At 62.7% G+C, this 20,409-nt stretch carries 16 protein-coding genes; 12 read left to right on the top strand and 4 right to left on the bottom strand.

Annotated features, from left to right (window positions below):
• The first annotated feature begins 115 nt into the window (after positions 1-115).
• The 12 genes from AACX99_RS00295 to AACX99_RS00350 all read left to right on the top strand — a co-directional run bounded on the left by AACX99_RS00295 (position 116) and on the right by AACX99_RS00350 (position 11,289).
• Complete coding sequence (locus AACX99_RS00295) at positions 116-709, top strand: outer membrane lipoprotein carrier protein LolA (protein WP_339408856.1); 594 nt, start codon at positions 116-118, stop codon at positions 707-709.
• Positions 699-3,053, top strand: a complete 2,355-nt coding sequence (locus AACX99_RS00300; protein ID WP_339408857.1) for an MMPL family transporter — start codon at positions 699-701, stop codon at positions 3,051-3,053. Before AACX99_RS00295 ends, AACX99_RS00300 begins: the two co-directional genes overlap by 11 nt.
• A complete protein-coding gene (locus tag AACX99_RS00305; RefSeq protein ID WP_339408858.1) occupies positions 3,050-4,201 on the top strand; it encodes a sodium:proton antiporter in 1,152 nt (383 codons plus the stop codon). The genes AACX99_RS00300 and AACX99_RS00305 overlap by 4 nt, the downstream gene beginning before the upstream one ends.
• A complete protein-coding gene (locus AACX99_RS00310) occupies positions 4,188-5,444 on the top strand; it encodes an NAD(P)/FAD-dependent oxidoreductase (protein ID WP_339408859.1) in 1,257 nt (418 codons plus the stop codon). The genes AACX99_RS00305 and AACX99_RS00310 overlap by 14 nt, the downstream gene beginning before the upstream one ends.
• 11 nt (positions 5,445-5,455) lie before the next feature.
• On the top strand, positions 5,456-6,184 hold the full coding sequence (locus AACX99_RS00315; protein ID WP_339408860.1) for a class I SAM-dependent methyltransferase: 729 nt from the start codon (positions 5,456-5,458) through the stop codon (positions 6,182-6,184).
• Positions 6,181-6,681 (top strand): hypothetical protein, encoded by a 501-nt coding sequence (locus tag AACX99_RS00320; RefSeq protein ID WP_339408861.1) that lies wholly within the window; start codon positions 6,181-6,183, stop codon positions 6,679-6,681. Before AACX99_RS00315 ends, AACX99_RS00320 begins: the two co-directional genes overlap by 4 nt.
• Positions 6,681-7,931, top strand: coding sequence for a beta-ketoacyl-[acyl-carrier-protein] synthase family protein (locus AACX99_RS00325; RefSeq protein ID WP_339408862.1), 1,251 nt, complete (start codon positions 6,681-6,683; stop codon positions 7,929-7,931). The genes AACX99_RS00320 and AACX99_RS00325 overlap by 1 nt, the downstream gene beginning before the upstream one ends.
• Positions 7,928-8,392 carry a hotdog family protein gene (locus tag AACX99_RS00330; RefSeq protein ID WP_339408863.1) on the top strand — a complete coding sequence of 155 codons (465 nt, stop codon included), beginning with the start codon at positions 7,928-7,930 and terminating at the stop codon, positions 8,390-8,392. The genes AACX99_RS00325 and AACX99_RS00330 overlap by 4 nt, the downstream gene beginning before the upstream one ends.
• Before the next feature lie 14 nt (positions 8,393-8,406).
• Entirely contained in the window at positions 8,407-9,135 is a 729-nt protein-coding gene (gene fabG / locus AACX99_RS00335) for a 3-oxoacyl-ACP reductase FabG (RefSeq protein ID WP_339409638.1), read from the top strand.
• The gene (locus tag AACX99_RS00340; protein WP_339408864.1) at positions 9,135-10,370 is read left to right on the top strand and encodes a beta-ketoacyl-ACP synthase; all 1,236 of its coding nucleotides are present in this window, start codon (positions 9,135-9,137) and stop codon (positions 10,368-10,370) included. The genes fabG and AACX99_RS00340 overlap by 1 nt, the downstream gene beginning before the upstream one ends.
• A 90-nt stretch (positions 10,371-10,460) precedes the next feature.
• Positions 10,461-10,904, top strand: a complete 444-nt coding sequence (locus AACX99_RS00345) for an excinuclease (RefSeq protein WP_339408865.1) — start codon at positions 10,461-10,463, stop codon at positions 10,902-10,904.
• A 145-nt stretch (positions 10,905-11,049) separates the two neighbouring features.
• Positions 11,050-11,289: a hypothetical protein gene (locus AACX99_RS00350; RefSeq protein WP_339408866.1), complete on the top strand. Its 240-nt coding sequence runs from the start codon at positions 11,050-11,052 to the stop codon at positions 11,287-11,289.
• A 25-nt stretch (positions 11,290-11,314) separates the two neighbouring features.
• Here the strand turns inward: AACX99_RS00350 and hemE are convergent, their stop codons facing one another.
• From hemE to AACX99_RS00370, 4 genes are all read right to left on the bottom strand, one after another.
• Complete coding sequence (gene hemE, locus AACX99_RS00355; RefSeq protein WP_339408867.1) at positions 11,315-12,385, bottom strand: uroporphyrinogen decarboxylase; 1,071 nt, start codon at positions 12,383-12,385, stop codon at positions 11,315-11,317.
• 298 nt (positions 12,386-12,683) lie between these two features.
• Positions 12,684-14,102 (bottom strand): FAD-dependent oxidoreductase, encoded by a 1,419-nt coding sequence (locus tag AACX99_RS00360; RefSeq protein ID WP_339408868.1) that lies wholly within the window; start codon positions 14,100-14,102, stop codon positions 12,684-12,686.
• Between the two features lie 34 nt (positions 14,103-14,136).
• Positions 14,137-18,585, bottom strand: a complete 4,449-nt coding sequence (gltB, locus tag AACX99_RS00365) for a glutamate synthase large subunit (RefSeq protein ID WP_339408869.1) — start codon at positions 18,583-18,585, stop codon at positions 14,137-14,139.
• A 240-nt stretch (positions 18,586-18,825) separates the two neighbouring features.
• Positions 18,826-20,406, bottom strand: coding sequence for an SPOR domain-containing protein (locus tag AACX99_RS00370; protein ID WP_339408870.1), 1,581 nt, complete (start codon positions 20,404-20,406; stop codon positions 18,826-18,828).
• Positions 20,407-20,409: the final 3 nt, after the last annotated feature.

A 20,409-nucleotide genomic window follows, 5' to 3' on the forward strand; every position in this document is an offset into this window, starting at 1 on the left:
GCGCAGCGAGACCCGGATGTCGGGGGGCCCTTCTTTTTGGTCACTTTTTCTTGGGCAAGCAAGAAAAAGTGACGCGCCCGAGGGGGCGCAACCCAAGCGTAAGCTCAACTCGATAATGAGCCGATCACTAAGCGCATTGTGTCTACTGCTCTTAACCACCCAGGCTCACGCCTTCGACCTCGACCAACTCAGCGCCCAGCTGGCCAAACCTGCCGTGGTGCGCGGCCCGCTGATCCAGGAAAAACACCTGCGCGCCCTGCCAAAGCCGCTGACCAGCCGCGGCCAGTTTGTCCTCAGCCGCGAGCTGGGCCTGCTCTGGCAACTGCAAAGCCCGCTCAAACAGGATTACCGCATCGACGGCCAGGGCATCGCCAAGCGCACACCCGGCGGCTGGCAACAGCAGCCCGGCCAGGATGTCGCCGCCCAGCAGAGCCGGCTGTTTCTCGCCGTGCTCAAGGGCGACCACAGCGGCCTTGCCAAAGACTTCCAGCTGCAACTAAGCGGCACGGCCGAGGTCTGGCAACTGCGCCTTACACCCCGTTCGCAGCTGCTTAAGCAGATCTTCAGCCGCATCCAGATCGATGGCGGTGCGCTGGTGCAGCGTATCGAGTTGCATGAAACCCAGGGCGACCGCAGCGTGCTGCGCTTACCGGAAAGCCAGGCCGGTGATGCCTTGAGTGAGCAGGAGCGGCGCGACTTTGCGCAGTGAACGCTGGCTGCCGCGCGGCTTTCTGCTGCTGCTCGCGGCGCTGCTGGCGCTTGCCGCCTGGCAGTGGCGCAACGGCCCGCCCGTAGCGGCAGATATGCTCGCGCTATTGCCCGCAGGCAGCGGCGATGCGCTGGTGCAGCAGGCCGAACAGCGTATGCAGGAGCCGCTCAACCGCGATCTGCTGCTATTGATCGGTCACCCGCAGCGCGACCAGGCGATTGCCCTCGCGCAGCAGGTGGGCGAGCAGTGGCGGAGCAGCGGGCGCTTCGCCCACGTGCAGTGGAGCGTCGACAGCGACCTCGCGGCGCTGCGCGACTACCTGCGCAGCAACCGTCTGGCCCTGCTGCCGACCGCAGATCGCCAACTGCTGCTGGAACAACCGCAACAACTGATCGAACAACGCGCCGCCCAGCTATTCGACACCTTCGCCGGCTTCAGCCTGCTGCCCATCGAGCAGGACTGGCTGGGCCTGGGTGTTCGTGCGCAACAGGCGCTGAATCCCGGCAGCCGTATCCAGGCCGACCTGAGCAGCGGCGCACTGCTGCTGGAACAACCGGGCATGACCTGGGCTCTGCTGCGCGCCAGCGCCCAGGGCAGCGCCTTCGATATGCAGGAGCCGCCGCTGATTGCCGCCCAGGTCGCCGACACCCGCGCGCAGATCGAAACAGCCGGCGGCCAACTGCTGGCCGCTGGTGGCGTGTTGTATGCCGCCGCCGGGCAGGCCAAGGCCACACGCGAGATCAGCCTGATTGGCGGCGGCGCTACGCTCGGCACCTTGCTGTTGTTGCTGCTGGCCTTCCGCCGTGTGCGGGTGTTGGTCAGCCTGCTGCCCATCGGCATGGCCCTACTGGCCGGCTGCACCGCCTGCGTGTTGGTGTTTGGTCAGATCAACGCCCTAACCCTGGTACTGGGTGCCAGCCTGGTCGGGGTGGCCGCCGACTATCCGCAACACTACTTAAGTAAGAGCTGGAACAACGCTGAGGGCACAGACGGCTGGACCAGCTGGGGCGCACTGCACGCCACCCTGCCGGGCCTGAGCCTGAGCCTGGGCACCAACCTGATCGGCTACCTAGCGCTGGCCTTTACCCCCTTTCCGGCGCTGACCCAGGTCGCGTTGTTCTCCGCCGCCGGGCTGATTGCCGCCTACCTCTGCTCGGTATGCCTGCTGCCGGCCTGGCTACATGGCCTGCGGCTAAGTCCATCGCCGCAGCTGCTGAGTTTTAGCCAAGGCCTGCTGGCCGGTCAGGAACGTCTGCTGGGCAAAGTCGGTAGCGCGCCGCTGCTGGTGTTACTGCTGCTGTTCTGCGCCGGCGGCCTGTGGCAGCTGCATACGCAGAATGATCTGCGCCAGTGGCTGGGCCAGGAGCCGCAACTGTTGGCCGAGGCCCAGCGCATTGCCGAGCTGACCGGCCAACAGCCCACCAGCCAGTTCTTTCTGGTGCGCGCGGCAAATCCGCAACAGTTGCTGGAGCGCCAGGCGGCGCTGGGCCAGCGCCTGGATCAGGCGGTACACAACGGTCAGTTGCGTGGCTACCGCGCCCTCAGCCAACTGGTTGCACCCGACAGCCAGCTGCAGGAGCTACGCGCGGCGCTCGGTGCACTGCCGCAGCACTGGCAGCCGCTGCTCGACCTGGGCGTCCCGCCGGCCGCGCTGCATGACGAATTGCAGGAGCTGCAACAGAACAATCAGGCCAGCCTTGAGCAAGCCCTGGCCAGCCCGTTGGGCGAGGCCTGGCGTCCGCTATGGCTGGGCGCTCATAGCAAGAACGGCGCCGCTGGTGTGGCCGGGCTGGTCAGCCTGCAAGGGCTTAGCAACAGCAGCGAACTCAAGCCGCTGGTCGAGGGCCTGCCGGGGGTGCAACTGGTGGACCGGATCGGCGAGCTCAACGCACTGTTTAGCGCCACCCAACTTAGCGCCGCCCAGCTGAAACTTATCTCCAGCGTCGCCATCCTGTTATTGCTGTGCCTGCCCTTCGGCCTCGGCGGCGCATTGCGGGTGGTCTGCCTGCCGCTGCTGGCGGCCATGGCGGCGCTGGCCTGTCTGGGTTGGCTGGGCCAGCCGCTGACGCTGTTCAGCCTGTTTGGCCTGCTGTTGATCACTGCCATCGGCGTCGATTACGCCATCCTGATGCGCGAAAACATCGGTGGGCCTGCCGTTAGCCTGCTCGGCACCCTGCTGTCGGCGCTGACCAGCTGGCTGTCGTTCGGCCTGCTGCTGATCAGCGACACCCCGGCGATTGCCAACTTCGGCCTGGCGATCAGCCTTGGCCTGCTGTTCTGCTTCCTGCTCGCGCCCTGGGCCGGCACCCGGCAAGCCACAGCTACCCAGGCGCAGACGCTATGACCATCGCCCTGGCCTGGCTGGCGTTGCTCGCCCTCTTTGCCCTGGCGACCTGGCTGGGCAAGCGCCTGCGCCTGATCCCGATTGTCAGCCAGTTGCTGCTGGCCACCCTGGGCCTGCCGCTGCTGATGCTGTGGACTGCCCCAATGGGTTTGGGCCCCAGCGAACTGCTCGCACCGGTGTGGCTGGAGCCTCTGTACGGCGTGGCCTTCTGCCTGTTGCTCGGGCATATCCTCAGTGATGTGGTCGATCTGCAACTGGAACCCGGCAGCCTGCAGATCGCCCTGCCAAGTTTCTTTGTGCCGTTCTTCTGCGGCCTGGCCTGCGCAGTCTGGTTGCTGCCGGCACAAGGCCTGCTGGCCGATCTTGCCGTGGGCCTGCTGTTTGCCCTGACCGCCATTCCGGTGCTGTTTCTCTACCTGCAGCACCTCGGCTACCCGGTGGCCAAGATTCGCCAGCTGCTGCAGGCGGCGATCATCATGGATTTACTCTGCTGGCTGATCTTCGGCCTGGCCCAGGGCAGCAGCGACCCGGCGCCCCTGCTCTGGCCGCTGCTGGCCGCCAGCCTGCCACTGCTGTTGAAGCTGCTTCCGCTGCGCTCGGCGCGGCTCAATGGCAGTTGCTTTCTCGCCCTGCTGCTGGTGATGCAACAACTGCAGCTGAACGCCCTGGTGTTTGGCATCGCCTACCTGCTGTTGCTCACGGCCCTACGCCTGCCTTTACGCCTGCCACTGCCTGCCGGAGTGCTGCGCTGGCTGCAAACCTGGCTAGCGGTGCCGCTGATTCTGGCTTTCGGCCTGCTGCAGATCGACTGGCACGACGCCTGGCAGGGGTATTCTGCCTGGCAGTTCGGCGCGCTGTTGCTGCTGCCAATCATCAGCAAACTGGCCGGTAACTGGCTGGGCCTGAGCTGGGCCGCCGGGCAGCTGCGCGCCTATGCGGGGCAATGGCGCGAAAGCCTGCTGTTGAATACCCGTGGCCTGACTGAAATCATCTTTCTCAATCTGCTGCTGCAACAGCAGATAATCAGCCCGACACTGTATTTTGCACTGATGCTGATGGGCCTGATTTCGACCCTGTTACCGGCCCTGGCCGGTGCTTACCCACACGCCGCTAAACTTGAGGCAAGAAGCCGCTATGAAGTCTCTTGAAGTCGAACAACGCCAAGTCGTAGTGATAGGTGCCGGCCCGTCCGGGGCGATTGCCGGCGCGCTGCTCAAGCGCAATGGCCATGACGTGTTGGTGTTGGAGCGCCAGCGCTTCCCACGCTTCTCGATTGGCGAAAGCCTGCTGTCGCATTGCCTGGACTTCGTCGAAGAAGCCGGGATGCTCGAAGCGGTGCGTGCGGCGGGCTTCCAGACCAAGCATGGTGCGGCCTTTGGCTGGGGCGAGCGTTATACCGAATTCGATTTCCGCGACACCTTCACCAAAGGTCAGGGCTCGACCTATCAGGTACTGCGCGCCGATTTTGACAAGCTGCTGGCCGATCAGGCCGAGTTGCAGGGCGTGGAAATCCGTTATGAAGAAGAAATCTTCGCCGTCGACTTCAGCGGCGTGCGCAGCGGCGACTGCCCGCGCCTCTCGGTACGCCGCTTGGCCGATGGTCACGAATATCAGATCGAATGCGCCTTCGTCCTCGATGGCAGCGGCTACGGTCGCGTGCTGCCGCGCCTGCTCGACCTCGACACACCGTCAAGCTTCCCGGTGCGCCAGGCGATGTTTACCCACGTTGAAGACCGCAGCGAGGGCACCGGCTTCGACCGCGAGAAGATTCTCATCACCACCCACCCGACCCTGCGCGATGTGTGGTTCTGGACCATCCCGTTCAGCAACGGCCGCTGCTCGGTAGGCGTGGTCGCCGATGCCACCCGCTTCCAGGGCCGCCCAGACGACCTGGACGCCTGCCTCAAGCAGTTTATTGAGGAGACGCCCAGCCTGCACAAGGTGCTAAAAAATGCCTTATGGGACACCCCCACGCGCACCATCGGCGGCTACTCGGCCAACGTCAAAACCCTGCACGGCCCGGGCTTTGCCCTGCTCGGCAACGCCGCGGAGTTTCTCGACCCGGTGTTCAGCTCCGGGGTGACCATCGCCATGCGCTCGGCAAGCATGGCCGCCGGCCTGTTGCACCGCCAGCTCAGCGGCGAGACGGTGGACTGGGAGCAGGACTTTGCCAAGCCGCTTAAGCGCGGCGTCGACACCTTCCGCGTGTATGTCGAGGGTTGGTACGACGGTAGCTTCCAGGACGTGATCTATTTCGAGAAAGCCCAACCGGAAATCCGCCGGATGATCAGCTCGATCCTCGCCGGCTACGCCTGGGATCAGAAAAACCCCTATGTCGCCGAACCGCGCCGCCGCCTGCGGGTACTCGCCGAACTCTGCGCCACTAACTGATAAGGACCATCATGACCAACCCGGCCGCCACCTACGTCGAGGAAACCCGCTTCGGCTTCTGGTTCTTGCAGAGCCACGTCTGGCAGCACCATGTACTGCGCGTGGCGATCAATGACCTGCGCGACCTGTTCGCCGCTCCGCTGCCGGACGCGCCGGTACTGCTGGATGCCGGCTGCGGCCAGGGCAAGTCCTTCGGCCTGCTCGCCGAGGCGTTCAAACCGGCGCGGATGATTGGCCTGGACGCCGACCCACACAGCCTCGACTGCTCACGCGCCGAGGCCGAGCGCCTGGGCCTGGAGGTGCAGCTGCTCACCAGCGACTGCGCGGCCATCGACCTGGCCGATGCCAGCGTTGACCTACTGTTCTGCCACCAGACCTTCCACCACCTGGTCGAGCAGGAGCAGGCCCTGGCCGAGTTCTGGCGCGTGCTCAAGCCGGGCGGTTACCTGCTGTTTGCCGAGTCGACCCAGTACTACATCGACACCTGGGTGATCCGCTGGCTGTTCCGCCACCCCATGCATGTGCAGAAAAGCGCTGAGGGCTATCTGGCCATGCTGCGCGGCCAGGGCTTCGAGTTTGCCGCCGAGAATATCTCCTACCCCTACCTGTGGTGGAGCCGCTCCAAGGACTTCGGCCTGCTGGAACGCTGGGGCCTGATGAAGCCCAAGCCAGTCGGCCAACGCAATGAAACCCTGGTCAACGTGGTGGCACGCAAGCCGCTGGAGGCAACGCCGGCATGAAACGCCTCCTCCTGCTTGGCCTTGGCCTGCTGCTCAGCGCCTGCGCCGCCCACACGCCGCTGCCGCTAAGCGCACCGACCTTCGACACGCCACTGCCCGCATCGCTGCGCGTCGAACGCCAGCAAGGTGCGGATCAGCAGACCTGGTGGCTGGTGGTGCAGACAGAACAGTCGGCACTGCGCTGGTCGCTGTTCGATCCCCTTGGCATCCCCCTGGCGCGGCAACTGCTGGAAGATGGCAAGTGGCGCGCCGATGGGCTGCTACCACCCAATAGCGAAGCCCAGGAGCTGTTCGCCGCCCTGCTGTTCGCCCTTACACCTATCGACCAGCTGCCCGCCAGCTACGCGCCGGACACCTGGCAGCAACTGGCCGACGGTCAGCGCCTGCTTAATCCGCACTGGCTGATCGACTACCACGCGCCGCTGGATTTCACCCTGAGCCAGGGCCCGGAACTGAGTTACCGGGTCTATGCCCTCGCCGACGAAGAGATTCCCTGATGCCGGTCTACCTCAACGCACTGGGCCTTAACTGCGCCCTCGGCCAAGGCAAGCAGACGGTGGCAACAGCGCTGTTTGCCGGCGACAGCAGCGGCATGCAAGCGCAAAGCGGCTGGGTAGCGGAGCGCGCACTGACCGTCGGAGCGGTGCCCGGAAACCTGCCAGAGTTACCCGACCTGCCGGGCCATCCGCCGAGCCGCAATAACCAGCTGCTACTGGCCGCCGCACTGGAAATCGAGCCGGAGCTGCGCGCCGCCATCAGCCGCTTCGGTGCCGAGCGTATAGCCGTGGTACTCGGCACCAGCACCTCGGGCATCGAAGAAGCCAGCCAGAGCATCGCCACCTACCTCAAAGAGGGCGAGTTGCCGGCGCATTATCACTATGCGCAACAGGAGCTGGCTGAACCGGCGAACTTCCTCAGTGACTGGCTGGGCCTCAGCGGGCCGTGCTTCAGTATTTCCACCGCCTGTACCTCGGGCGCCCGCGCGCTGCTGAGCGCGCAGCGTCTGCTCAACCTCGGCCTGTGCGATGCGGTGATCTGCGGCGGCGTGGACAGCCTGTGCCGTCTGACCTTGAATGGCTTTTCCGCCTTGGAAGCGGTCTCGGTCGAGCGCTGCAACCCGTTCTCGGTCAATCGCCATGGCATCAATATCGGCGAGGCGGCGGCGCTGTTCTTAATGACTAAAGTGCCGATGACCAGAGAAGCGCTGCCTGGCAGTGCAGCACGGAGTGCCGTATCAATCGCCCTGCTTGGCGGCGGCGCCTGCTCGGACGCCCACCATATTTCCGCCCCCCAGCCCGACGGCCTCGGCGCCCAGGCCGCCATGCGCAAGGCCCTGGCTACAGCCGGGATCAGCGCTGAGCAGGTCGACTACCTTAACCTGCATGGCACCGCCACCACCCACAATGACGCCATGGAAAGCCAGGCCGTACAGGCTGTCTTCCCCCATGGTGTGCCCTGTTCATCGAGCAAACCCATGGTCGGTCATACACTCGGCGCGGCTGGGGCGCTGGAAGCGGCTTTCTGCTGGTTGACCTTAAGCGAATACAACCCAGAGCGACTGCTGCCCCCACACCTGTGGGACGGCCAGGCTGATCCGGCCTTGCCGGCGCTGAATCTGGTGGCGCCCGGCACACCGCTGAACAACAACCGCCCACGCCGACTGATGAGCAACTCCTTCGCCTTTGGTGGCAACAATATCAGCCTGCTCTTGGGTGAAGAGCTGGGTGAAGCAGGAGAACCCGCATGAGCCAATGGTCAATCGCCGAACTGATCCCCCACGCCGCCGATATGATCCTGATTGATCAGGTGCTGCGCTTTGGCGACGAGGACATCGAGACCCAACTGCGCGTGCGCGACGGCGGTCTGTTTAATCTGGAGGACGGCAGCCTGCCGGCCTGGGTCGGCATTGAGCTGATGGCCCAGAGCGTCGCCGCCTACGCTGGCTGCCAGGCGCGCCTGCGCGGCGAGCCGGTGGAGCTGGGCTTTCTGCTCGGCACGCGCAAGTACGAGTGCAATGTCGAGCGCTTCCCGGCCGGTGCCGAGCTGCATATCCGCGCAAGTCGCTCGCTGCAGGATGACAACGGCATGGGCGTATTCGAATGCCAGTTGCGCGGCCCTGGCATCGAGGCCCTGGCCCGCCTTAACGTATTCCGTCCGCCCCAGGTGGCCAGCTATCTTCAGGAAGAATTTCAAGGAACGCAGCCGTGAGCGAACAAGCAGCCATAAGCGAAACCATTCTGGTCACCGGCTCCAGCCGTGGCATCGGCCGGGCGATTGCCCTGCGTCTGGCCAAGGGCGGCTACGACATCGTGCTGCACTGCCGCGCCCGCCGCGAAGAAGCCGAAGCGGTGCAGGCGCAGATTCATGAGCTGGGCCAGCAAGCGCGCATTCTGCAGTTCGACGTCTCCGACCGCGCCGCCTGCCGCACCGCGCTGGAGGCCGATGTCGAGCAGCACGGCGCCTATTACGGCGTGGTGTGCAATGCCGGCCTGACCCGCGACGGTGCCTTCCCGGCGCTGAGCGAGGAGGACTGGGACATCGTCATGCGCACCAATCTGGACGGTTTTTATAACGTGCTGCACCCGCTGACCATGCCGATGATCCGGCGGCGCAAGGCCGGGCGCATTGTCTGCATCACCTCCGTATCCGGGCTGATCGGCAACCGCGGCCAGGTCAACTACAGCGCCTCCAAGGCCGGCATTATCGGTGCGGCCAAGGCCTTGGCGATCGAGCTGGGCAAGCGCAAGATCACGGTCAACTGCGTGGCTCCGGGGCTGATCGATACTGAGATTCTCGATGCCGATGTACCCATCGAGGAAATCCTCAAGATGGTCCCGACCGCTCGCATGGGCACCCCGGAAGAAGTGGCCGGCGCGGTGAATTTTCTGATGTCCGAGGAGGCGGCCTACATTACCCGCCAGGTCCTCGCGGTTAACGGTGGGTTGTGCTGATGAACGGATGCAAACGGGTTGTAGTCACCGGCATGGCCGGGGTGACCTCGCTGGGCAGCGACTGGCCGACGATTGAAGCGAACTTCAAGGCCGGCAAGAGCGGCATTCGCTATATGCACGAATGGGACAGGTTCAGCGAGCTGAATACCCGCCTCGGCGGCCCGGTGGATGATTTCGTACAACCCAAGCACTGGAATCGCAAGCAGACCCGCAGCATGGGCCGCGTATCCAAGCTGGTGGTGTACGCCGCCGAGCGCGCCCTGGAACATGCCGGCCTGCTCGGCGATGAGTCGATCAAGGACGGGCGGATGGGCGTGGCCTGCGGTTCTTCCACCGGCAGCACCGACGAGATCAAGGCGTTCGGCAATATGCTGCTCAACTCGGTGGCCGACGGCCTGAATGCCAACTCCTATATCCGCATGATGCCGCACACTACAGCGGCCAATATCAGCATCTTCTTCGGCCTCAAGGGCCGCCTGATCCCCACCTCCAGCGCCTGCACCAGCGGCAGCCAGGGCATCGGCTACGCCTATGAAGCGATCAAGTTCGGCCGTCTGCCGATGATGCTCGCCGGCGGCGCGGAAGAACTCTGTCCGACCGAGGCGATGGTTTTCGACGCGCTGTACGCCACCAGCCTGAAAAACGATGCCCCGCATACCTCACCACGCCCCTACGACAGCGGCCGCGACGGCCTGGTGATTGGCGAAGGTGCCGGCATTCTGGTCCTCGAAGAACTGGAGCACGCCTTGGCCCGTGGCGCGACCATCCATGCCGAAATTGTCGGTTTTGGCTGCAACTCAGACGGTCAGCATGCCACCAAGCCGGTGCAGGCGACCATGCGCGGGGCGATGGAGTTGGCGTTGCAGGATGCCGGCTTAGGTCCCTCCGCCATCGGTTACGTCAACGGCCACGGCACCGCCACCGATCAGGGTGATGTCGCCGAGACGCTGGCCACCCAGGAGCTGTTCGGCAGCCAGATGCCGATCAGCTCGCAGAAGAGCTACTTCGGCCACACGTTGGGGGCTTGCGGCGCACTGGAGTCTTGGTTCAGCATCGAAATGATGAACGCGGACAGCTATGTGCCGACCCTGAACCTCGACGAAATCGACCCGGCCTGCGGCGAACTGGACTACCTGCGCGGTGAATTCCGCCAGATGAGCCACCAGTACGTGATGAACAACAATTTCGCCTTTGGCGGGGTGAATACCTCGCTGATCTTCAAACGCTGGAGCTAAAAAGCCGCTGGATTACACTTGCTGCGGCAGTAAAAACTTTGCGCAACCCACAAGCAGTTCCCAGAAAAGCCTCATAACAAGGAGCAACCCATGAACGCCAAAACCTGGATTCTCGCAGCAGCCTGCATCAGCCTGTTCCCGGCCGTTAGCCAGGCCCGTGATACCACCCACTTTCTGCCGTTCGACGCGGTTGTGCAGGAAGCCCTGAATGCCGGCCGTCTCGACGGCAGCGTGAAGTTCTATCTGGCGGGTAACAAGCCGGCCGGTGCCGTCAGCGTGGTCAAATCCGGCGTCACCACCAGCCAGAAGACCAACGCCTTCAACAAAAGTGATGAAGCCGCCTGCAGCTGGGCGCTGCAGTCCGCGCTGATCCGTTTCCAGAACGCCGCCAAAGCTGCCGGCGCCAACGCCGTGGTCAACCTGGCCAGCAACTACAAGAACGTCGAGTACAAGGACAGCCAGAAATACGAATGCCACGCCGGCGCGGTGATGGCGGGTGTTGCACTTAAAGGTGACCTGGCCAACCTCAAGTAATACCCACCGTTACAGCCTGCCATGGACGCCGCAGCAGGCTGTAACGGGCGGCATAGAAATGCACGGAACCAACAAGCTGACCCGGGAGTCAACCAAGGCAATGCAGCCCTAATTGCATTGCCATCGACGACCCCGAGGACAACCTATGCCATCAGCTCACTCGTTCGAAATCGCCTACCGTTTCAACAACGACCCACGTAGCCATCGCACTGACTCACATGAGAATGCGCTGCCCGTTCACGTGGCCGCTTCACAGCTGATCGAACTGCATTTCGCCGATGCAGAAAACAGCCTGGTCATGCCAGCGCCCGATGCGGCGCCAGCCGAAATCATGGCGCAGGCTGAAACGCTCGGCATCACCAACATCAGCGTGAACAGAGCCTAACCAGGCAAAACGCCGCGTTTCAATTTCAGGCGCGGTGATACTGCGCCGACAACTCATGCACCGCTTCGAAGAACGCACCGGCATGCGCCGGGTCGACTTCCGGGGTGATGCCGTGGCCTAGGTTGAACACCTGACCGCTGCCAGCCCCGTAAGCCGCGAGAATACGCCCGACTTCAGCACGAATAGCCGCCGGGTTGGCGTAGAGCACGCTCGGGTCCATATTGCCCTGCAGCGCCACCTTGCTACCGACGCGGGCGCGGGCGCTGCCGATATCGCAGGTCCAGTCCAGGCCCAGAGCCTCGGCACCGGTCTCGGCCATGGACTCCAGCCACAGGCCGCCACCCTTGGTGAACAAGATGACCGGCACACGGCGACCGTCGTGTTCGCGGATCAGGCCGTCGATGATCTTCTGCATATAGGCCAGGGAGAACTCCTGATAAGCCGCCGCCGACAGCGAACCGCCCCAGGAATCGAAAATCTGCACCGCCTGCGCGCCCGCCTTGATCTGCCCATTGAGGTAGGCGGTGACCGACTGCGCCAGCTTGTCGAGCAGCGCGTGCATAGCCTGCGGGTTGTCGTAGAGCATCGCCTTGGACTTGCGGAAGTCCTTGCTTGAGCCGCCTTCGACCATATAGGTGGCCAGGGTCCAGGGGCTGCCGGTGAAACCGATCAGCGGCACCCGGCCATTCAGCTCGCGGCGGATGGTACGCACCGCGTCCATCACATAGCCCAGATCCTGCTCGGGATCGGGGATCGGCAGCGCCTCGATATCGGCCATCGAACTGATGACTTTCTTGAAGCGCGGACCTTCGCCGGTTTCGAAATACAGGCCCTGGCCCATGGCATCGGGGATGGTCAGGATGTCGGAGAACAGAATCGCTGCGTCCAGCTGCGGGTAGCGGTCCAGCGGCTGGATGGTGACTTCGCAGGCCAGCTCCGGGTTCTTCATCAGGTTGACGAAGTTGCCGGCCTTGGCGCGGGTGGCGCGGTATTCCGGCAGGTAACGACCGGCCTGGCGCATCATCCACACCGGGGTGACGTCGACAGGTTGCTTGAGCAGAGCACGGAGAAAACGGTCGTTCTTCAGGACGGACATCGGCAGGATTCCTGGAAATTCGGCAGGGAGGCTTCACGGCGAAGGATTGTGTGAGAGTCGGCCAGTGGCGTCCCCCTCCTCCGGGCGGGCTCCTGGGTCACAGGCGCATCGCACACCGTGACGCAGAAAAAGTGCGGGTATTTTCGCAGACCCAAAAACAAAAGGCACGACGAGTGCCGTGCCTTTTGTCTATAGGGTCAATTTGTCGCGGACGTAGGTTGGGTTGAGGAGCGCAGCGACGAAGCCCAACATGCAGAGCCTCATGGCCGCCGTTGGGCTTCGCTGCGCTCAACCCAACCTACACGCCCAGGTAGTCCAAGATACCTTCGGCAGCATTACGCCCCTCGAAGATTGCCGTCACCACCAGGTCAGAACCGCGCACCATATCGCCACCGGCGAAGATCTTCGGGTTGCTGGTCTGGTGCTTGAACTGGCTCTGCTCGGGCGCGACCACCCGGCCCTGGCTGTCGGTTTCGATTGTGAAATCGCTGAACCAGGCAGCCGGGCTTGGACGGAAGCCGAAAGCGATCAGCACGGCTTCCGCCGGGATGATTTCCTCGGAGCCGGGAATCGGCTCAGGGCTGCGACGGCCACGGGCATCCGGCTCGCCGAGACGGGTCTCGACCACTTTTACGCCTTCAACCTTGTCTTCACCGACGATGGCGATGGGCTGACGGTTAAAGAGGAACTTCACCCCTTCTTCCTTGGCGTTCTTCACTTCCTTGCGCGAGCCCGGCATGTTCTCTTCGTCGCGGCGATAGGCGCAGGTAACCGACTTGGCACCCTGGCGAATCGAGGTGCGGTTGCAGTCCATCGCGGTGTCGCCGCCGCCGAGGACGACGATGCGCTTGCCCTTCATGTCGATAAAGTCTTCCGCATTTTTCTCGAAACCGAGGTTGCGGTTGACGTTGGCGATCAGGAAATCCAACGCATCGGTAACGCCCGGCAGGTCTTCACCGGGGAAGCCGCCCTTCATATAGGTGTAGGTGCCCATGCCCATAAACACGGCATCGTACTCATCCAGCAGCTGCTGCATGGTGATGTCTGTGCCGATCTCGGTGTTCAGGCGGAACTCGACACCCATGCCGGTGAAGACTTCGCGGCGATTGCTCAGCACGCTCTTCTCCAGCTTGAACTCGGGAATACCGAAGGTCAGCAGGCCGCCGATTTCCGGGTTCTTGTCGAACACCACCGGGGTCACGCCGTTGCGCACCAGTACGTCGGCGCAGCCCAGACCCGCCGGGCCGGCACCAATCACCGCGACGCGCTTGCCGGTTGGCACCACGCGCGACATATCCGGACGCCAGCCCATGGCGAACGCCGTGTCGGTGATGTACTTCTCCACCGAGCCGATGGTCACCGCGCCGAAGCCGTCGTTCAGGGTGCAGGCACCCTCGCATAGACGGTCCTGCGGGCACACGCGGCCACAGACTTCCGGCAGGGTGTTGGTCTGGTGCGACAGTTCGGCGGCGGCGAGGATATTGCCCTCGGACACCAGCTTGAGCCAGTTGGGAATGAAGTTGTGCACCGGGCACTTCCATTCGCAATAGGGGTTACCGCAGCCCAGGCAACGATGCGCCTGGTCGGCCGCTTGCGCAGGCTTGAAGTTGTCGTAGATCTCGACGAACTCTTTCTTACGCTGACGCAACAGTTTCTTCTTCGGGTCTTTGCGCCCGACTTCGATGAACTGGAAGTCGTTATTCAGACGTTCAGTCATTGCAATACCTCATCAAACCACTTCTGGCGCATTCTTATTGCGGGTTGGCACGGGTGCTGGAGAGCAACGACTTCAGGCTTGCCGCCTTCGGTTTGACCAGCCAGAACTTGCGCAGGTAGTCGTCCAGGTTTTCCAGCAGGTTGGTGCCCCACTCACTCGATGTTTCCTGGACGTACTCGGCGAGTACGCGCTCCAGGTGGCTGCGATAAGCCTCCATCGACTCATTGTTGATCCGCTGAATTTCCACCAGCTCGTGGTTAACGCGATCGTAGAAGCTGTTATCCAGGTCGAGCACGTAGGCGAAACCGCCGGTCATACCGGAACCGAAGTTGTAGCCGGTCTTGCCCAGCACGCAGACAAAGCCGCCGGTCATGTATTCGCAGCAATGGTCGCCCGTGCCTTCCACTACGGTATGCGCACCGGAGTTACGCACCGCAAAACGCTCGCCCGCAGTGCCGGCTGCAAACAGCTTGCCGCCCGTTGCGCCGTACAGGCAGGTGTTGCCGATGATGGCGCTGTCCTGGGTCTTGAACGGGCTGCCTTTCGGCGGGGTGATCACCAGCTTGCCGCCGGTCATGCCCTTGCCGACGTAGTCGTTGGCGTCGCCTTCCAGGTACAGGTTCAGACCACCGGCGTTCCACACACCGAAGCTCTGGCCCGCAGTGCCCTTGAAGCGGAAGGTGACCGGCGCTTTAGCCATACCTTGGTTGCCGTGCACTCGGGCGATTTCGCCGGAGACACGGGCACCAATGGAACGGTCACAGTTACAGATATCCAGCTCAAACTCAGCACCGCTAGCCGCGTCGATCGCCGGTTTGGCCAGCTCAACCATCTTCTCAGCCAACAGGCCTTCATCGAACGGCGGGTTGCGGTCAACCAGACAGAACTGTGGCTTGTCGGCCGGAATGTGGTCGCTGCCGAGCAGCGGGGTCAGGTCCAGATGACCCTGCTTGGCGGTTTCGCCCGGCAGCATTTCCAGCAGATCGGTACGCCCGATCAGCTCTTCGAGGCTGCGTACGCCCAGCTTGGCCAGCCATTCGCGGGTTTCTTCGGCGACGTAGGTGAAGAAATTCATCACCATTTCGACGGTACCGATAAAGTGATCCTTGCGCAGCTTGTCGTTCTGCGTGGCCACGCCGGTGGCGCAGTTGTTCAGGTGACAGATACGCAGGTACTTACAACCCAGGGCGATCATCGGCGCAGTACCGAAGCCGAAGCTTTCTGCACCGAGGATGGCAGCCTTGATCACGTCGAGGCCGGTTTTCAGGCCGCCGTCGGTCTGTACCCGCACCTTGCCGCGCAGGTCATTACCACGCAGGGTCTGGTGGGTTTCGGCCAGGCCGAGTTCCCACGGCGCGCCGGCGTACTTGATCGAGGTCAGCGGCGATGCACCGGTGCCACCGTCGTAACCCGAGATGGTGATCAGGTCGGCATAGGCCTTGGCCACACCGGCGGCGATGGTGCCGACACCGGCTTCCGCCACCAGCTTGACCGACACCAGAGCAGACGGGTTGACCTGTTTGAGGTCATAGATCAGCTGTGCCAGGTCTTCGATGGAATAGATGTCGTGGTGCGGCGGTGGCGAAATCAACGTCACGCCCGGCACTGCGTAACGCAGTTTGGCGATCAGACCGTTGACCTTGCCGCCTGGTAGCTGGCCGCCCTCACCGGGCTTGGCACCCTGGGCAACCTTGATCTGCAGCACTTCAGCGTTGACCAGGTATTCCGGGGTCACACCAAAACGGCCAGTGGCCACTTGTTTGATTTTCGAGCTGCGCACGGTGCCGTAACGGGCAGGGTCTTCACCGCCCTCGCCGGAGTTGGAACGTGCGCCCAGGCGGTTCATTGCCTCGGCGATAGCTTCATGCGCCTCTGGCGACAGTGCGCCAAGGGAAATCCCGGCGGAGTCGAAGCGCTTGAGGATGCCTTCCAACGGTTCGACCTGATCCAGCGGCAAAGGCTGATCGGCCAGCTTCAACTGCAGCAGGTCGCGCAGCATCGACACCGGACGGGTATCAACCAGCGTGGTGTATTCCTTGAACTTCTCGTAGCTGCCCTGCTGCACAGCAGCCTGCAGGGTGTTGACCACATCCGGGTTGTAGGCGTGGTACTCGCCGCCGTAGACGAACTTGAGCAGGCCGCCTTGCTGGATGGTCTTGCGCGCGTTCCAGGCCTCAAGCGCGAGCAGCTTCTGCTCGGCTTCGATATCGACAAAGCGCGCGCCCTTGATGCGGCTGGCCACACCACGGAAGCACAGCTCGGTGACGTCATCGGCCAGGCCGACCGCTTCAAACAACTGCGCACCACGGTAGGACGCGACGGTGGAGATGCCCATCTTCGACAGGATCTTCAGCAGGCCCTTGGAGATGCCTTTGCGGTAGTGCTTGAACACCTCATAGAGGTCGCCGAGCACTTCGCCGGTACGAATCAGATCGCCCAGCACTTCGTAAGCGAGGAACGGGTAGACCGCCGACGCGCCGAAGCCGAGCAGCACCGCGTAGTGGTGCGGATCGCGGGCAGTAGCAGTCTCGACCAGGATGTTGCAGTCGCAACGCAGGCCTTTTTCGGTCAAGCGGTGGTGAATCGCACCAGTGACCAGCGAAGCGTGGGCCGGCAGCTTGCCTGGGGCAATGTGGCGGTCAGTCAGAACCAGCAGCACCTTACCGGCGCGCACCGCTTCTTCGGCCTGATCGGCCATATTGCGCACGGCGGCTTCCAGACCGAGCGACTCGTCGTAGTTCATGTCGATCAGCTGACGCTCGAAGCCTGGGCGATCCAGGTTCATCAACGCGCGCCACTTGGCCGGCGAGATCACCGGGCTGCTGAGAATCACCCGTGCGGCGTGCTCTGGCGACTCTTCGAAGATATTGCGCTCAGCACCGAGGCAGATCTCCAGCGACATGACGATGGCTTCACGCAGCGGGTCGATCGGCGGGTTGGTGACCTGGGCGAACTGCTGACGGAAGTAGTCGTACGGCGAGCGTACGCGTTGGCTGAGTACGGCCATCGGCGTGTCGTCGCCCATGGAGCCGACCGCTTCCTGGCCCTGTTCGCCCAGCGGACGCAGCACCTGGTCACGCTCCTCGAAGGTGACCTGGTACATCTTCATGTACTGCTTGAGCTGGTCGACGTCGTAGAACGCCGAGCCGTGGTCGCGGTCTTCCAGGGTCGCCTGAATGCGCTGGGCACTCTTGCGCATCCACTGCTTGTAGGGGTGGCGCGACTTCAGACGGTTGTCGATGTCGTCGCTGCCTAGGATCTGCCCGGTTTCGGTGTCCACCGCCAGGATTTGCCCTGGGCCTACGCGGCCCTTGGCCAATACGTCCTCGGGTGCGTAGTTCCACACGCCGATTTCCGAGGCCAGGGTGATGTAGCCGTTCTTGGTGGTGACCCAGCGCGCCGGACGCAGACCGTTACGGTCGAGCAGGCACACGGCATGGCGGCCATCGGTGAGTACCACACCGGCCGGACCATCCCAGGGCTCCATATGCATGGAGTTGTATTCGTAGAACGCGCGCAGATCGGCGTCCATGGTTTCGACGTTCTGCCAGGCTGGCGGAATGATCATGCGCACGCCACGGAACAGGTCGATGCCGCCGGTGACCATCAGCTCAAGCATGTTGTCCATGCTCGAGGAGTCGGAACCCACGCGGTTGACCAACGGGCCGAGCTCTTCGAGATCGAAAATCTGGTCGTTGGCGAACTTCAGGCGACGCGCCTGCGCCCAGTTGCGGTTACCGGTGATGGTGTTGATTTCACCGTTGTGCGCGAGGAAGCGGAACGGCTGAGCCAGCGGCCACTTCGGCAGGGTGTTGGTGGAGAAGCGCTGGTGGAACACGCAAATGGCGGTCTGCAGGCGCTCGTCACCCAGGTCCGGGTAGAACTGCTGCAGATCGGCCGGCATCATCAGGCCTTTGTAGATGATGGTCTTGTGCGAAAAGCTGCAGATGTAGTGATCGCTGTCAGCAGCGTTGGCCACCGAAGAACGACGACGGGCACTGAACAACTTGATCGCAAATTCCTGATCGGACAGGCCTTCGCCGCCGATAAACACTTGCTCGATCTGCGGCAGACGCTCAAGCGCCAAACGGCCGAGTACGCTGGTATCGATTGGCACTTTGCGCCAGCCGACCAGGCTCAGGCCAGCCGCGAGAATCTCGCGATTCATGTTTTCGCGGGCAGCTTCGGCTTTCACCGGGTCCTGGTTGAGGAACACCATGCCCACGGCATACTGCTTGGGCAGCTCGACGGCAAAGTGCTGCTGGGCCATGGCCCGCAGGAAAGCATCAGGCTTCTGGATCAGCAGACCACAACCGTCGCCGGTCTTGCCGTCGGCGTTGATCCCACCACGGTGGGTCATGCATGTCAGGGCTTCAATCGCGGTCTGCAGCAGGTGATGGCTAGCCTCACCCTGCATATGGGCGATAAGGCCGAAGCCGCAGTTATCCTTGAACTCATCAGGACGGTACAAACCTGCTTTCATAGGGACTCTCACCAGACGGCCTATCACAAGGCAATTACTTTCTAATTCAACCACTTACCATGCGCGCAGGACTAAGCCCCAGCTTTGCGCAGGCGAAAGGGCAGTCATTGTACATACCCACCTAGGCCGTCACAAATCTTAGTGACGAAGCCTTGAAAAAATATGTCGCGAAAACGAAGGATAAGACCGGAAGGTCGTGGTAGCGACCGACCGGTCAGCGCAAGCGCTGAAGTGTATCAGCTAGCGCGCCAGGGCAATCTCTTGCTGAATGCCGGCAAAATTACGCGGCCAGGGCTTACCAGCCTGCACCTTTGCAGGCAGGGCACGCAAGGCCGCCTGCGCCGCATCACGCGTGGCAAAGCTGCCATAGGTAACCACGTACAGCGGCTTGCCCTGATGCTGCTTTTTAAAATAGTGATAATCCGCACCATTAGCTTTTACAAAAGCCTGCGCACCACTTTCCAACCGAGCCCCTAGGATCTGCAGGGTATAACGCGAGCCAGCCTGCGCGGCATACCAATCACCAGCAGCAGCAGGCTTGACCGCAACAGCAGGCGCTTGCGGCTTAGCTGGCGGCGACACCGCAGCCGCCACTGGAGCATCGGCCTTGACCGCTGGTGCAGCAGGCGGAGCAACCGAAGGCGCAACCTTGGCTGGCCCCGTCACTACAGGGGCAACCGGCGCACTCAGCGAAACAGCTGGCTCAGGCGCGATATCCGCCTCACCTGAAGCACCCGAAGCGTCAGCCTCTTCCGCGCCACTCAAGCCCGCAGCCTGCGCCAAAGGCTCACGAATAACCGGCTGCGCTTCTCCAACCAAAGGCAGTGGCAGCGGTTGATTGGCGCCTTCGAATTGAATCGCGGGTGCAACCACAGGAGCAGCTGTCGTGCCTGGCTCCACAACCACGGCAGGCGGAATAGTTTCACCGAGTGGCAACTGTGCAATCACAGGCGCATCAACATCCTCAACCACTCGCCCCTGCATAAACCAGGCAGCCAACACACCAATCGCCACCACACAGAGAGCCAGCAAATGCTTGCGCGGCAAACTGAAAGAAAAACCACCACGGCTCGCCGCACCGCACTGAGCCAACATCGCTTCAACCAAAGACTCGCGCGCTGCGTGATTAATCAGCCCAGGCCAACCGGCAGATTGCTCATGAATATCCGCAACCTGCTCGTCGCTCAAAACCTCAATACCCTGCGCCGCACCTTCAAGGCGTTGAGCTAGATACTCACGGGTTTCTTCCTCGCTATAGGGCTGCAGCTCGATGACATGAAAACACTCATCGCCTGCTGCCACATTTTCAAGGCGCGACAGCAGCTGCGACTCGGCAAACAGAAATACGTGCGGACGGCCTTCAGCATTACCCAACGCCAAGCTCAACAGACTGGTCAGCGCGGCGTCACTGAGATCCTCAGCATCATCAACCAGCACATAGACCTCCTGCCCGGTCAGGGCCAACTGGCCAACCTGAGCAAGAATGGCCGGCAGCTCAGGGCGCTGCACCTGCAAGCCCTGGGCGACCTGACGCAGAATACTGGCAGGATCAGAAGCACCCTTGGCAGACACCACCACACTCTGCACTGCCTGCTTGTTGGTGCTCGCTACCAGCGCCTGGCGCAGCAGGGTTTTACCACTGCCATCCGGCCCGCTGACTACCAGCAACAGCTGACTGTAGCGCGCCAAATGGTGCAACTGCCCAAGCACCGGCTTGCGCTGCGCCGGGAAGAATTTGAACCCCGGAACCCGCGAAGCGAAGGGGTCATGAGTGAATTGGTAGTGATCGAGAAACGCCTCATCAGCATGCAGACTTGTCATGGG

This window comes from Pseudomonas sp. EA_35y_Pfl2_R5 (assembly GCF_963970805.1).
GTDB lineage: Bacteria > Pseudomonadota > Gammaproteobacteria > Pseudomonadales > Pseudomonadaceae > Aquipseudomonas.